Origin of the sequence: Agrobacterium sp. 22094 (assembly GCF_052046015.1) — a bacterium.
In the GTDB taxonomy this organism is placed as follows: domain Bacteria; phylum Pseudomonadota; class Alphaproteobacteria; order Rhizobiales; family Rhizobiaceae; genus Agrobacterium; species Agrobacterium cavarae.
On the sequence record NZ_JBQEPX010000001.1, the window covers coordinates 2,327,243 to 2,341,198 of the forward strand.

At 59.0% G+C, this 13,956-nt stretch carries 15 protein-coding genes; 7 read left to right on the plus strand and 8 right to left on the minus strand.

Annotated features, from left to right (window positions below):
• Nucleotides 1-121: 121 nt before the first annotated feature.
• Nucleotides 122-1,066, plus strand: coding sequence for a nucleoside hydrolase (locus ACTJK5_RS11380; RefSeq protein WP_062427303.1), 945 nt, complete (start codon nt 122-124; stop codon nt 1,064-1,066).
• A gap of 89 nt (nt 1,067-1,155) precedes the next feature.
• Here ACTJK5_RS11380 and ACTJK5_RS11385 read toward each other — a convergent pair whose 3' ends face one another.
• Complete coding sequence (locus tag ACTJK5_RS11385; protein WP_440612455.1) at nt 1,156-2,016, minus strand: LOG family protein; 861 nt, start codon at nt 2,014-2,016, stop codon at nt 1,156-1,158.
• Between the two features lie 146 nt (nt 2,017-2,162).
• Between ACTJK5_RS11385 and dapD the strand changes: the two genes are divergently transcribed.
• The 3 genes from dapD to ACTJK5_RS11400 all read left to right on the plus strand — a co-directional run bounded on the left by dapD (nt 2,163) and on the right by ACTJK5_RS11400 (nt 4,945).
• On the plus strand, nt 2,163-3,017 hold the full coding sequence (gene dapD / locus ACTJK5_RS11390; protein WP_440612456.1) for a 2,3,4,5-tetrahydropyridine-2,6-dicarboxylate N-succinyltransferase: 855 nt from the start codon (nt 2,163-2,165) through the stop codon (nt 3,015-3,017).
• Nucleotides 3,018-3,168: 151 nt separating this feature from the next.
• Nucleotides 3,169-4,365: a succinyl-diaminopimelate desuccinylase gene (dapE, locus tag ACTJK5_RS11395; protein WP_440612457.1), complete on the plus strand. Its 1,197-nt coding sequence runs from the start codon at nt 3,169-3,171 to the stop codon at nt 4,363-4,365.
• On the plus strand, nt 4,349-4,945 hold the full coding sequence (locus tag ACTJK5_RS11400; protein ID WP_440612458.1) for a hypothetical protein: 597 nt from the start codon (nt 4,349-4,351) through the stop codon (nt 4,943-4,945). Before dapE ends, ACTJK5_RS11400 begins: the two co-directional genes overlap by 17 nt.
• 17 nt (nt 4,946-4,962) lie before the next feature.
• Here the strand turns inward: ACTJK5_RS11400 and truA are convergent, their stop codons facing one another.
• The 3 genes from truA to def are packed head-to-tail and all read right to left on the minus strand — an operon-like array spanning nt 4,963 to nt 7,263.
• Nucleotides 4,963-5,763 (minus strand): tRNA pseudouridine(38-40) synthase TruA, encoded by an 801-nt coding sequence (truA, locus tag ACTJK5_RS11405; RefSeq protein WP_440612459.1) that lies wholly within the window; start codon nt 5,761-5,763, stop codon nt 4,963-4,965.
• Nucleotides 5,764-5,766: 3 nt separating this feature from the next.
• Complete coding sequence (gene fmt, locus ACTJK5_RS11410; protein WP_440612460.1) at nt 5,767-6,699, minus strand: methionyl-tRNA formyltransferase; 933 nt, start codon at nt 6,697-6,699, stop codon at nt 5,767-5,769.
• Nucleotides 6,700-6,750: 51 nt separating this feature from the next.
• A complete protein-coding gene (def, locus tag ACTJK5_RS11415) occupies nt 6,751-7,263 on the minus strand; it encodes a peptide deformylase (RefSeq protein WP_440612461.1) in 513 nt (170 codons plus the stop codon).
• A gap of 140 nt (nt 7,264-7,403) precedes the next feature.
• Between def and ACTJK5_RS11420 the strand changes: the two genes are divergently transcribed.
• Both ACTJK5_RS11420 and ACTJK5_RS11425 read left to right on the plus strand, forming a co-directional pair.
• Nucleotides 7,404-8,600, plus strand: coding sequence for a DNA recombination protein RmuC (locus ACTJK5_RS11420; protein ID WP_440612462.1), 1,197 nt, complete (start codon nt 7,404-7,406; stop codon nt 8,598-8,600).
• A gap of 220 nt (nt 8,601-8,820) precedes the next feature.
• On the plus strand, nt 8,821-9,720 hold the full coding sequence (locus tag ACTJK5_RS11425) for a ribokinase (RefSeq protein ID WP_440612463.1): 900 nt from the start codon (nt 8,821-8,823) through the stop codon (nt 9,718-9,720).
• A gap of 32 nt (nt 9,721-9,752) precedes the next feature.
• Here ACTJK5_RS11425 and ACTJK5_RS11430 read toward each other — a convergent pair whose 3' ends face one another.
• The gene (locus tag ACTJK5_RS11430; RefSeq protein ID WP_440612464.1) at nt 9,753-10,340 is read right to left on the minus strand and encodes an NUDIX domain-containing protein; all 588 of its coding nucleotides are present in this window, start codon (nt 10,338-10,340) and stop codon (nt 9,753-9,755) included.
• 99 nt (nt 10,341-10,439) lie between these two features.
• Here ACTJK5_RS11430 and ACTJK5_RS11435 point away from each other — a divergent pair, with 99 nt between their 5' ends.
• A complete protein-coding gene (locus ACTJK5_RS11435) occupies nt 10,440-11,195 on the plus strand; it encodes a DeoR/GlpR family DNA-binding transcription regulator (RefSeq protein ID WP_335322951.1) in 756 nt (251 codons plus the stop codon).
• 2 nt (nt 11,196-11,197) lie between these two features.
• Here ACTJK5_RS11435 and trmB read toward each other — a convergent pair whose 3' ends face one another.
• From trmB to ACTJK5_RS11450, 3 genes are all read right to left on the minus strand, one after another.
• Nucleotides 11,198-11,896, minus strand: coding sequence for a tRNA (guanosine(46)-N7)-methyltransferase TrmB (gene trmB / locus ACTJK5_RS11440; protein WP_335322952.1), 699 nt, complete (start codon nt 11,894-11,896; stop codon nt 11,198-11,200).
• A 149-nt stretch (nt 11,897-12,045) separates the two neighbouring features.
• Nucleotides 12,046-13,311 (minus strand): methionine adenosyltransferase, encoded by a 1,266-nt coding sequence (gene metK, locus ACTJK5_RS11445; protein ID WP_062427099.1) that lies wholly within the window; start codon nt 13,309-13,311, stop codon nt 12,046-12,048.
• Between the two features lie 173 nt (nt 13,312-13,484).
• Complete coding sequence (locus ACTJK5_RS11450) at nt 13,485-13,904, minus strand: helix-turn-helix domain-containing protein (RefSeq protein ID WP_062427100.1); 420 nt, start codon at nt 13,902-13,904, stop codon at nt 13,485-13,487.
• Between the last annotated feature and the right edge of the window lie 52 nt (nt 13,905-13,956).

Genomic DNA, 13,956 nt, shown 5'->3' on the forward strand with positions numbered 1-13,956 from the left:
TACAGCATCGGTCGAAAATCGGACTCGATTTTGGGAAAAGCACGATGCGTGGATTGAAAGAGTGAGAGCGACCTTTCTGCGTCCAAAAGAACGCGGGGCGCTCTGGACAGACAGGATGACCATGGCCGAGCGCAGAAAAATCATTATCGACACCGATCCCGGGCAGGATGACGCAGCCGCGATCATGCTCGCTCTCGCAAGCCCTGACGAGATCGAGATTCTCGGGCTCTGCGCCGTGGCAGGCAATGTGCCGCTGAAGCTGACAAGCCGCAACATCCGCATCATTCTGGAACTGTGCAACCGCCCTGAGGTGCCGGTCTACGAGGGTTGCGAACGTCCGCTGGTGCGTGCACCGATCACGGCCGAGCATGTGCATGGCAGCACTGGCCTCGACGGCCCGACGCTGCCGGAACCCACACTGGCTGCACAGTCCCAGCATGCGGTGGATTTCATCATCGACACGCTTCGTCGCGAGCCGGAAGGCACGGTGACGCTCTGCACGCTCGGCGCGCTCACCAATGTCGCGACCGCTCTGCAAAAAGCACCGGATATCGCGCCGCGGGTCAAAGAACTGGTGCTGATGGGCGGCGGCTTCTTCGAGGGTGGCAACATCACGCCAGCGGCCGAGTTCAACATCTATGTCGATCCGCATGCGGCCGAGATCGTCTTCCGCTCTGGCATTCCGCTCGTCATGATGCCGCTCGATGTGACGCACAAGCTGTTGACGACCAAGGCGCGCGTCGCCCGCATCCGTGACATCGGCACGCATCCGGCAATCGCCATGGCGGAAATGCTGGAGTTCTTCGAGCGATTCGACGTGGAGAAATACGGCTCCGATGGCGGGCCGCTGCATGATCCGACCGTGATTGCCTACCTGATCAAGCCTGAGCTTTTCGCTGGACGCGATTGCAATGTGGAAATCGAGACGTCGTCTGACCTGACAATGGGCATGACCGTGGTCGATTGGTGGAAGGTGACCGACCGTCCCGTCAATGCCAAGGTTTTCCGCGATGTGGATGCCGATGGCTTCTTCGCGCTGCTCACCGAGCGCTTCGCAAGGCTCTGATCGCTACTTCTCACAATCATGCCCGGGCTCAGAGATGATCGAGCCCGGGCATTTTTGTGCGAAGTTATCCCGCTGAGAAACGGGAGCCCTTATAGCTCATAGAAATCGGCAACGATCTTCCAGGCTTCCTCGGCGGTCTCGGCGAAATGAAACAGATCTATATCGTCCGGCGCGACGGTGCCGAAATCAGCCAGTGCCTTGAAATTGATGATAGAGTGCCAGAAATCCCTGCCGAAGAGAATGAGCGGGATCGGTGCCATGCGCTTGGTCTGGATCAGCGTCACGGTTTCGAACAGTTCGTCCATGGTGCCGAAGCCGCCGGGGAAGACGACCACGGCCTTGGCCCGCATGAGGAAGTGCATCTTGCGGATGGCGAAATAGTGGAAGTTGAAGCTGAGCTCCGGCGTCACATAGGGGTTCGGCGCCTGCTCATGCGGCAAAAGGATGTTGAGGCCGATCGAGGGAGCACCTGCTTCTGATGCTCCCCTGTTGCCCGCTTCCATCACGCCCGGGCCGCCGCCGGTCATGACGACATATTCGCGGTGATCGAATTTCTCCGCTTCGACAGCACAGAGCTGCGCGAATTTGCGTGCCTCGTCATAATAGACCGAGGCTGCTTCGAGGTTCTGTTTCTGGGTCTCGTTGCGCGCCGCCCACGCGGCAGCACCGGGCTCTGGGATGCGCGCACCGCCGAACATCACCACCGTCGATTTGATGCCGCGTTCGGAGAGGATCATCTCAGGCTTCAACAGTTCGAGTTGAAGGCGGATCGGGCGCAATTCTTCCCGGCATAGGAAGTCGGTATCGGTATAGGCAAGGCGATAGGAGGGCGAGGCGCTTTGCGGTGTCTTAGGGATGACTTCGGCCTGGTGCTTGTCGTCCGAACTGTTTTTCAGCGGGTCCCAAACCTCGTCTTTGCGCCGCAGCTTGCCGTTTTTCAGTTTCGCCATTTCCATGCCTTTCCGATGCTTGCGTCAAATCGCCCAAATCGCATTGACGCACTTGAAACACTCGCTTAGAGCAATTGACCGTGTCCGGCCAGCGGTGCGGATGTTTCCCTGAAATGACGATAGTCAGCGAAGTTTAAGGAATTCTCATGAGCAGCTCGGATCTCGGCACCCTCGAAAGCATCATCGAAACCGCATTCGAAAACCGCGACGGCGTGAACACCTCCACGAACGGTGAAATTCGCGATGCGGTCGAGACCTCGCTCAATCTTCTCGACGCTGGCGAGGCCCGCGTGGCCGAGCGTGAGGCCAATGGCAACTGGAAGGTGAACCAGTGGCTGAAGAAAGCCGTCCTGCTCTCCTTCCGCCTCAACGACATGGAAATCGTAACCGGTGGCCCAGGCGAATCCACCTGGTGGGACAAGGTGCCCTCCAAGTTCGAAAACTGGGGTGAAAACCAGTTTCGCGCTGCCGGCTTCCGCGCTGTGCCGAATGCCGTGGTTCGTCGCTCCGCCTATGTGGCGAAGAACGTCGTGCTGATGCCGTCCTTCGTCAATCTCGGCGCCTATGTCGATGAAGGCACCATGGTCGATACGTGGGCAACCGTCGGCTCCTGCGCGCAGATCGGCAAGCACGTCCATCTTTCCGGTGGCGTCGGCATTGGCGGCGTGCTCGAGCCGCTGCAGGCTGGTCCCACCATCATCGAAGACAATTGCTTCATCGGCGCCCGTTCGGAAGTCGTCGAAGGCTGCATCATCCGTGAGGGCTCGGTGCTGGGCATGGGTGTCTATATCGGCAAGTCCACCAAGATCGTGAACCGCGCGACCGGCAAAATCTTCTACGGCGAAGTCCCGCCCTACTCCGTCGTGGTGGCCGGCACCATGCCTGGCAAGCCCTTCCCGAATGGCGAGCCTGGCCCTGGCCTCTACTGCGCCGTCATCGTCAAGACTGTCGACGAAAAGACGCGCTCAAAGACCGGTATCAACGAACTGCTGCGCGATTGAAGTAAGAAGACCGGCTAAAGCATGTCGCGCAAAAGTGTGCAGCGGTTTTGCGGTAACGACATGCGACAAAACAAGGACTTAAAGCGTAGGGAGCGAATCTGAAAGATCGCGACACGCTTTAAGAGTAGAAGCGGCAGAGAGTAGACAGCCCATGAACGCCACCGATCCCGTCTCCAATCTTGCCGCCCTCATCCGCTGCCCTTCGGTCACGCCTGCAGAAGGCGGGGCGCTCAGCCTGCTCGATAACCTGCTCTCGCCGCTCGGCTTTGCGGTGGACCGGATGGTCGCGACTGAAGATGGCACGCCGGACGTGGAAAATCTCTACGCGCGCCTTGGCACCGATGGACCGCATCTGATGTTTGCGGGGCATACCGATGTCGTACCGGTGGGCGATGAAGCTTCCTGGAGCCATCCGCCCTTTGCCGCGGAAATTGCTGGCGGCGAGATGTATGGCCGCGGCGCTGTCGACATGAAGGGTGGCATAGCCTGCTTCGTCGCAGCGATTGCCCGTCATATCGAAAAGCATGGCAAGCCGCAGGGCTCGGTATCCTTCCTGATTACCGGCGATGAGGAAGGTCCGTCGATCAACGGCACCTCGAAGCTTCTGGAATGGGCCGCCGCCAAGGGAGAGCGCTGGGATGCCTGCGTTGTCGGCGAGCCGACCAATCCGGACCAGCTCGGCGACATGATCAAGATCGGCCGCCGGGGTTCGCTCTCCGGCCGCATCACCGTCCATGGCGTCCAAGGCCATGCTGCCTATCCGCATCTTGCCGACAATCCCATTCGCGGCATGCTGCAATTGACGCAAGCGCTGATGGACCCGCCTTTCGACAACGGCACCGACAATTTCCAGCCTTCCAATCTGGAAGTAACGACGATTGATACGGGTAACGCCGCAACCAACGTCATTCCGGCCAGAGCGACGGCGTCCTTCAATATCCGTTTCAACGACACCTGGACTGCGGACACGCTGCGGGCCGAGATCATCCGTCGTCTGGATGCGGCTGCCGCTGACGGCGCGCTTCGTCCGGATCGGACACCCGTCAATTACGAGATCGTCTGGGCTGATCGGCCGAGCCATGTCTTCCTGACCCGCAACAACGCGCTGATCTCCTCGCTTTCGGGCGCGGTGGCCGATGTCACGGGTCTGGAGCCGAAGCTTTCGACCACCGGCGGCACCTCCGATGCGCGCTTCATCAAAGACTATTGCCCCGTAGTGGAGTTTGGTCTCGTCGGGCAAACGATGCATATGGTCGATGAGCGTGTCGCGGTTGCGGACCTCGAAACGCTGACACGCATCTATGAAACCTTCATCGGACGCTGGTTCGGCCATGCCGCCACTCAGTGAAGTTGCCATCTATCTGCGCGGATTGTGGTTGCTGTTTCTCGGCAACACGGAAGGCTTGCGGCTTCTCGATATCAGCGATCGCGGCTTGCTTCGCTCCTTCTACGCGGCGCTCTGGTGCCTGCCCTCCATGGCGCTTTCATGGTACTGGTGGCATGAAGCCTATCTATCCGGACTGCCGGAAGGCGTTCATACGGGCGCGATCTTCTTCATCCGTCTCGCCATCGTCGAAGCGATCTGCTGGATGGTGCCGCTGATCCTGATCGGGGTGCTGCTTTATGCCTTTGGAGCGAGAGGCAAGTTTCAAGCGATTATCGTGGTAGCAAACTGGTTGTCGGTGCCATTCTCCTACGCCTATTCGTTGCTGATCCTGATCGCGCTGCTCCTGCCCTCCTTGCACGGGCTTGTCGCAATCCTCTGGTTTGCGCTGCTGCTGACGCTCGTCTTCACCTTCTCGAGGATCGTGCGGTTTTTCGTGCGCGACCAGCCGCTCCTGGTAACGGCATTGGTTATGACCCTGCTTGTACCCGGGATGATCCTGTCGGAACTGCTGCAGCGCTTTCTTGGCGTCTACCCGACCTGATCATCGGAGGCTTAAAGTCAGACTTCGCCGCCCTCTGCCGCACCTGTCCGCGGCTGTCGCGGCGGTATGACGTGGGGATAATCCACCTGCATGAAGTAGAGGCCTTCCGGCGGCGCGACCGGGCCGCAGGCCTTGCGGTCCCGCGCCTCGAGTGCAGCACGGACATCATCGGGCGTCATGGCGCCCTCGCCTGCCATCTTCAGCGTACCGGCGAAGGAGCGAATCTGGTTATGCAGGAAGCTCTGCGCCGTTGCGCGGATCTCAATCAGGTCGCCAGTGCGTGTCACATCGAGCCTGTCCAGCGTGCGCACGGGACTGTTGGCCTGGCAATGCACTGAGCGGAAAGTGGTGAAGTCATGCCGCCCAACCAGCATCTGCGCGGCCGCATGCATTCTCTCATGGTCGAGGTCTTTCGACACCCACCAGGCGCGCTTGTACTCCAGCGCCAGGCGCGATTTACGCGAGATGATGCGGTAGAGATAGTGGCGGCGGATCGCAGAAAAGCGGGCGTCGAAATCCTCCGTCACCGCTGCCACGTCGAGCACAGAGACGGAGTCGCCTGCCATTGCCAGATGAGCATTCAGCGCATTGCGAAGCTTGTAGGGCTGCCAATCGCGCGCAAGATCCACATGGGTGACCTGACCCACCGCATGCACGCCGGAGTCGGTTCTGCCCGCGCCGCGAATGCCGACCTTCTCGCCCGTCAGCGACAGGACGGCCGCTTCGAGTGCGCCCTGAACCGACCTGCCATTGTCCTGCCTCTGCCAGCCAACATAGGGCGTGCCGTCATATTCGACGCTCATGCGAAAACGCGGCATCGGCTACAGCCTCGTTACGATGGCAACGGGCGTTCCGCGCAGGAAGTCCGCAGCCAGCATCGGCTTACCGCCCGCCTTCTGCAACTTTAGGAGACGCACTGCACCGCTGGCGCAGGCAATCGTCAATTGGTCGTCAAGAACGGAGCCTGCCTCGCCCATTCCTTCGACCCGCTCGCTTGCCAAGACCTTGACGCGTTCCGGCTTGCCGCCGATCTCCAGTTCGAACCACGCACCGGGAAAGGGTGCCAGCCCACGAATGTGGTTGTGGACGTCCTGCGATTGGCGGGAGAAATCGATCCGTGTTTCCGCCTTGTCGATCTTGGCGGCGTAGAGAACGCCCTCCTCGGCCTGCACCGTCAGCGGCAGATCGTCATTCTCGAGCTTTGCCATGGCGTCACGCATCAACCGGGCGCCTTTCAGCATCAGCGCGTCATGCAACTCGCCGGCCGTCATGTTCTCATCGATGGGAACGCGGGCTGTCAGCGCCACGGGGCCGGTGTCCAGCCCCTTTTCCATCTTCATCACCATCATGCCTGTTTCGGCATCGCCCGCCATGATGGCGCGCTGGATGGGGGCCGCACCGCGCCAGCGGGGCAGAAGGGATGCGTGGCCGTTGTAGCAGCCAAGGCGTGTGCCATTCAAAATGGCCTCAGGCAGTAGAAGACCATAGGCAACGACCACCGCGACATCGGCATCGAACGCGGCAAATTGCTGTCGATCTTCGTCCGCCTTGAAATTCAACGGGGTCAGAACCGGAATCCCCAAAAGCTCTGCAGCCTGATGCACGGGGGATTTTTGCAGGTCCAGTCCACGGCGACCGCCTGGGCGCGGCGGCTGCGTATAGACCGCCACCACTTGATGGCCCGCCTCTTTCAGAGCGCGCAGCGTGGGGACCGAAAACTCCGGCGTTCCCATGAATATAATGCGAAGAGCCATTGTTGCCCCCTGCCCTGCTGCTGGTACCGGGCGGCCTATCGGCCAGCCGGATCAGACCTTGGCGCGGGCCAGCTTGGTGAATTTCTTGATGACCATGTCACGCTTCAGTCGCGAGATGTGGTCGATGAAGAGCACGCCGTTCAGATGGTCGATTTCGTGCTGCAGGCAGGTAGCAAGAAGACCATCGGCCTCGATCGTCTGCCGCTTGCCGTCGCGATCCACATATCCAACCGTCAAAGAGGCCGGACGTTCGACTTCGGCGTAGTAATCGGGGATGGAGAGGCAGCCCTCTTCATAGGTCGAGACATCGTCCGATACTTTGAGGATCTCCGGATTGATGAAAACCTGCGGCTTGTTTTCCTCATCGTCGCGCGAGAGGTCGATCACCAGCATCCGGCGCGCAACGCCAATCTGGATCGCGGCCAGACCGATGCCCGGCGCGTCATACATGGTCTCCAGCATGTCGTCTGCCAGGCGCTGGATTTCCGAATCCACCGTCTCGACAGGCTTGGATTGCTGGCGCAGCAGCGGATCGGGCAAAATGATAAGAGGCTTGATCGTCATGGCTTCCCATAACCCATCTCATCAGCCGAGGAAATGAAAAAATACGGTCGATTCAACGCTGATACTGGATAGCCGACTCATTTTTGCCGCGGACATGTTCTTGTTTTGTACGAATCAGAATAACTCTGTTAGATTGCGTTATGAACATCGATCTCAGCGGCCTCGGTCAAACGGCTTTCAGCGTCGGAGCGCTCAACATTTCGGTCGGCACGCTCCTCTTCTTTCTGGGCTTTGCCGGGCTGCTGGCCGTCCTCTTTCTTTTGCGCAAACCGGCAGCGCCGGATCAGCCACGGGAAGAACTGACCGAACTTCTGAAGACCCAGACCGAGCTGCAAGGTCGTATCGCCGCCATGGCGGATGCCTTTTCCGCGCGCCAGAACGAAATGAGCCAGACGCTGAATGAGCGATTGGATGGCATGTCGCAGCGCCTCGGAACGACGCTGACGGAACAGACCCGCTCGACCCATGAGAACCTCAGCAAGCTGCAGGAGCGCCTTGCCGTCATCGATGCTGCGCAAGGCAATATTCAGGATCTTGCCAAGGATGTGATCGGGCTGCAGGCGATCCTTTCCAACAAGCAGACCCGTGGCGCCTTCGGCCAGGCGCGCATGGAAGCGCTGATTGCCGATGCGCTGCCTTCTGGCACCTACCAGCTTCAACCCACACTTTCGAACGGCTTTCGGCCAGACTGCACGATCAAGATGCCGAACAATGCGCCGGTGCTGGTGATCGACGCCAAGTTTCCGCTGGAAGCCTGGAATGCCCTGAAGGCGGATGAATCTCCGGAAGCCAAGCGCGCTGCGACCCAGCAGTTCCGCCGGGACATGGAAGTGCATATTCGCGATGTGTCGGAGAAGTATCTCATTCCTGGCGAGACGCAGGATACCGCCTTCATCTTCGTGCCGTCGGAATCGATCTTCGCCGATATTCACCAGCATTTCGAATTTCTGGTGCAGCGTGCTCACCGCTCCCGGGTGGTGATTGTTTCACCATCGCTATTGATGCTTTCGATCCAGGTTATCCAGTCAGTCCTGAAGGACCAACGAATGCGGGAGCAGGCCCATCTGATCCAGGGTGAAGTGGCGCTGTTGATGGACGATGTGCGGCGCCTGGATGAGCGCACCCGTAAGCTCCAAACGCATTTCGGCCAAGCGCAGCGCGATGTCGAGATGATGCTGACCTCGTCGGAAAAGGTTCTGGCGCGTGGCGACAAGATCGAGAGCCTCGATTTTTCCACTACCACCAAGGAGATCCCGCATTCGGAGGTGGAGCATATGCGCCGCATTGCCGATGCGCGCGCAGGTGCTGCCAAGCTGCGCGTGGTGGATGACGAGTAGGCGGCGCTGAAATCAAACGAACGTCGCCGCCATTGCAAAATCGATTTCCGATTTCGATCCCGATGCGCTAGAGCGCGGTGCGTCTTTTTAGACGCACAAAGGACGCTCTATCTTCTTTCAATCTACGCATCGTGCTTTCCAAAAATCGATTCCGATTTTCGGGCCGATGCTGTAGCACTATCGGCATTGTTAACGTCTTTGCCTTTTGGATCAGCCTCGCATGATTACTGTTTTCGGCTCCATCAACATGGATCTCGTCGCCACCTCCGACCGTCTTCCGAAGCCAGGCGAGACGGTGACCGGCAAAAGCTTTTCCACGGCCGCTGGTGGCAAGGGCGCCAATCAGGCGCTGGCCGCACGACGCGCCGGAGCGGACGTCAAGATGGCGGGTGCTATTGGTGACGACACCTTTGCAGCCCCCGCACTCACGCTGCTGCGTGACGCCCGGACCGATCTCTCGCTGCTGAAGACAGTGGCCGAACCCACTGGAACGGCCGTGATCCTGATTGGCGAGGGTGGCGAGAACATGATCTCGGTTATTCCCGCGGCCAATGGTACGGTCTCGCCGCAGGATGCAGAGCGCGCCGTCTCGGAGATGGCCGAGGGCGACACGCTGATGCTGCAATTTGAAATTCCGGCCGATGCGATCGAGACCTCGCTGAAGGCCGCCAAAGCGAAGCGCGTGACGACGATCATCAACACGGCTCCTTTGACAGCCGATGCCGCCCGTCTTTCCAAGCTTGCCAATATCGTTATCGCCAATGAGACCGAGTTCGAGTTGTTGATCGGCAAGAACGGGCTGTCCTCTTCCAATCGGGAGAAGGAGTTGAGCGCGCTTCACGCGGAAACGGGCCAGACGCTGATCGTCACGCTCGGTGCGGACGGCGTGATCGCTATTCGCAATGGCAAGCTCTTCAAAGCCATGGGCCTGAAGATCGAGCCGGTCGATACGGTGGGCGCTGGCGACACCTTCTGCGGCTATCTCGCCGCAAGCCTCGATGCCGGAATGGACTTCGAAAAGGCGCTGCGCCGTGCCGCTGTCGCCGGTTCGCTGGCCTGCACCCGTGAGGGCGCCCAGCCGTCTATCCCCACCGCTGCTGATGTGGATGCAAAGCTCTGAGACTATAAAGTCTCTTCCTATCCTCAACCCGATCAAGCATCCTTGAACAGGTTGAGGGCGGCGTATTGCAAAAGCATGATCGTCTTGCCGTCGCGAATGGCCCCTGAGGCGATCATGCTCATCGCTTCATCGATCCCGATTTCCATGACGGCAATATCCTCGCCCTCGTCTTCATTTCCGCCGCCGGCCGATGTTCGGTCGCCGGGCTGATACTCGCCGACGAAGAAGTGTAGCCTCTCGGTGACGGAACCAGGGCTCATGAACGCATCGAAAACCTGGCGCACATCGCGTACCTTGAAGCCGGTTTCCTCCTCCGTCTCCGTCCGGATGCGCGCTTCCGGTTCGGCATTGTCCAGAAGACCCGCTGGCGTTTCGATCAGAAGGTCGTCATGGCCGTTGACGAAGGCGGGATAGCGGAACTGTCTCGTCAGGATCACCGTTCGGCGCTCCTTGTCATAAAGCAGGATCGTCGCGCCATTGCCGCGATCATAGGTTTCGCGCGATTGCTTTTGCCAGGTGCCATCCTCCCGGAGAAAGGAAAAGGTGGTCTTCTTCAGAAGGTACCAGTCGTTTGAGAGAACCTTGACGTCCTCGACGTTGATGCGATGCGCGATGCTCATGAAACTTCCCTGTGGCTGGAGTTGACCGGTTGTGGACATACGCGCAATTTCGTGCAATTTCATGCAGAGTCAAGAAAATTCGTGCAGAGGATTGGGTGGATGCTGACATCGGAACGAAAGACGCTCATTCAGCAAGTCCTACAGCGGGACGGCAGAATCGTTGCGAAGAGCTTCGCCGAAGAACTTGGTGTCTCCGAAGACACGATACGCCGCGATCTGCGTGAACTTGCCAAGGACGGTCTGTTACAGAGGGTCCATGGTGGCGCGCTGCCATCCTCACCTGCGGTTGCCGAATATCGTGTGCGCGAACAGATGGCTTCCTCGGCGAAGGAGAAGCTTGCCCGGGCAGCAGCCGCGTTGATCAAGCCGGGACAAATCGTCTTCCTCGACGGCGGCACCACCAATCTCCAGCTTGCCCGCCATCTGCCGCAGACCCTACAGGCGACCATCATCACCCATAGTCCAAGCATCGCCGTGGAACTGGCGCATCATCCGGTCGTCGAGGTGGAGTTGATCGGCGGGCGGCTTTTCAAGCACTCGATCGTTTCGATGGGTGCTGTGAGCGCCGAGGCCATTTCGGGCATCCACGCCGACCTGTTCTTCCTTGGCGCGACGGGCGTCCATCCAGAGACCGGCGCGACCACTGGGAACCGCGAAGAAGCAGCAATCAAAAGGTTGATCGCCCGACAATGCGCAGAGACTATCCTGGTTGCGACGGAGGACAAGATCGGCGCTGCTTCGCCCTATATCATCCTGCCCCTTGGCAAGCTTGACACTCTGGTTGTGGATGCCGACCTGCCGGACAAGCTGCTGAAGCCCTACAGGACAGCAGGACCGGCGATCGTGAAGGTCTGACGTCAGACTTTGAGGAAGGTGAGGTAGGCGGAGCTCCGCCCCTCGCGCTTGGCCTTGTTCTCGTAGCGGGTACCCGGCCAATTGTCGTAAGGCGTCAACCAGTCGGCAGACGTCTTGGCCGTCCACTCAAAGCCGCCATGGCGGGCGCAGTGCTGCAGAGTCCAGTTGATGTAGGTATCAATGTCGGAAGCAAAGCAGAACTTGCCGCCCGGCTTCAGCACGCGGTGAAAGCGGTCAAGATTGACGTTCGACACAAAGCGGCGCTTCCAGTGCTTCTTCTTCGGCCAGGGGTCCGGATAAAGCAGATCGATGTGATCGATGCATTCATCGGGAAGCCAGTCCAGCAATTGCGTCGCGTCGTCGTCATAGAGGCGAATATTCATCAACTCGCGCTCTTTGACGGCACCAAGGAGCTTCGCCATGGAATTGACGAAGGGCTCCACGCCGATGAAGCCTGTCGATGGATTTTCAGCTGCACGATGAACCAGATGTTCGCCACCGCCAAAACCGATTTCCAGGCGGATGGATTTGACGTCGGCCGGGAAGAGTGCGGCGAGTGGCTTCGGCGCCGGTGTTTCAAGATCGACTTTCAACAGCGGCAAAAGGCTCTCGATGCTTTCCACCTGCTGGTTGCGCAAAGGCTTGCCCTTGCGCCTGCCATAGAACGCTTCCGTCGATCGTGAACGCCGCTCTTCCGTCATCGTGAACTCTCTCAAGCAAAATAGATGAACCCGCACCTTACCGTTTCATCGGTATTGCGCGGGTTTCAAGTTTTCAGACCCTATCCCCCAAACGGTCGCCCATGGCAAGACCGGAGTGGAGGAGAGGGCTATGTTTCGAGGCAATGACCTCAAGCGGCCTTCAGCGCATCCTTGAGCGGCTTGACCAGATCGATCTTCTCCCAGGAGAAGGATCCGTCGCGGCCAGCCTTGCGACCGAAATGGCCGTAGGATGCGGTCTTGGCATAGATCGGCTTGTTGAGGTCGAGGTGACGGCGGATGCCCGATGGCGAGAGGTCCATGACCTTGCGGATCGCGGCTTCCACTTCGTCTTCGCTGACCTTGCCGGTCTGATGCAGATCTACATAGACCGAGAGCGGCTGTGCGACGCCGATGGCGTAGGAAAGCTGGATGGTGCAGCGGTCGGCAAGACCTGCGGCAACCACGTTCTTTGCCAGATAGCGAGCGGCGTAAGCTGCGGAACGGTCCACCTTCGTGGTGTCCTTACCGGAGAATGCGCCACCGCCGTGCGGAGCTGCACCACCATAGGTGTCAACGATGATCTTGCGGCCGGTCAGGCCGGCATCGCCATCAGGACCGCCGATCACGAACTTGCCGGTCGGGTTGATGTACCACTTGCAATCATCGGCAATCTTCAGGTCGCCAAGCGCTTCGCGGATGTAAGGTTCGACGACTGCGCGAACCTTCTTGGAATCCCAGCTTGCGTCCAGATGCTGCGTGGAAAGAACGATAGAAACTGCCTCAGACGCCTTGCCATCGACATAGCGAACGGTCACCTGGCTCTTGGCATCGGGGCCGAGCTTGGCGGCTTCGCCTTCGCCGCTCTTGCGAGCATTGGCAAGCAGCTGAAGAATGCGATGAGAATAGTAGATCGGCGCCGGCATCAGGTCCGGTGTTTCCTTGCAGGCGTAACCAAACATGATGCCCTGGTCGCCTGCCCCTTCGTCGCCCTGCTTGTCAGAGGCGTTATCGACGCCCTGCGCGATATCGGCAGACTGCGGGTGCAAGAGCACGTCGATCTTGGCGGTCTTCCAGTGGAAGCCGTCCTGCTCGTAGCCGATGTCGCGGATGGCCTTGCGCGCCGCGGACTTGAACTTGGACGGATTGATCACCGGATGGCCAGCGGCGTCCTTAAGGACATTGCCGTCCTTGTCCTTTTTCAGCAGCGTATCGGGAACGCGCACTTCACCAGCGATGATCACGCGGTTGGTGGTGGCAAGCGTTTCGCAAGCGATGCGAACGGTCCATGGGTCGACGCCGGTCTTGGACGCTTCACGATAAATCAGATCGACGATTTCATCGGAAATTCGGTCGCAAACCTTGTCAGGATGACCTTCAGCAACGGATTCGCTGGTGAACAGGTAGTTGGCGCGCATGCGGGATTCCCCTCAAAGAACAGGTCTGTGCGTTTGTTATTCATTTCATCGGAAAAAACAAGGACAGAACGACATAAATATATCTTTATATCGGAATTTCATTTCTGCAAGCACACAACAAAAAACGGCCCCGAAAGGCCGTTCAAGTGGGTATTCGACCGATTTTCGGTCGCTTACTCGGCGTCGCCTTCCGCAGCCAGCGCCTTTACCAGATCAACGATACGGCGGCGGACCTTCGGATCGTTAATCTTGACGAAGGCGCGGTTGAGCTGCAGTCCCTCGGACGAGGAGAGAAAATCCACGACGTAATTGGAGCTCGACGCTTCGGCGGAACCGGAAGCGGAGGCTGGCTCGGCGCCCGGCGCATCTTCGAAGAAGAAGGAGACCGGAACGTTCAGAATGGCGGAGATGTTCTGAAGACGGCTGGCGCCAACGCGGTTGGTGCCCTTTTCATATTTCTGGATCTGCTGGAAGGTAATTCCAAGGCTCTCACCCAGCTTTTCCTGGCTCATGCCCAGCATGGTGCGGCGCAGCCGGATGCGGCTTCCGACATGAATGTCGATTGGGTTCGGCTTCTTCTTATTTTCGGTCATATGTTAGTCCTGACATCCTGTTGTCGGTGATTGTTACACATTAACGCAAAAC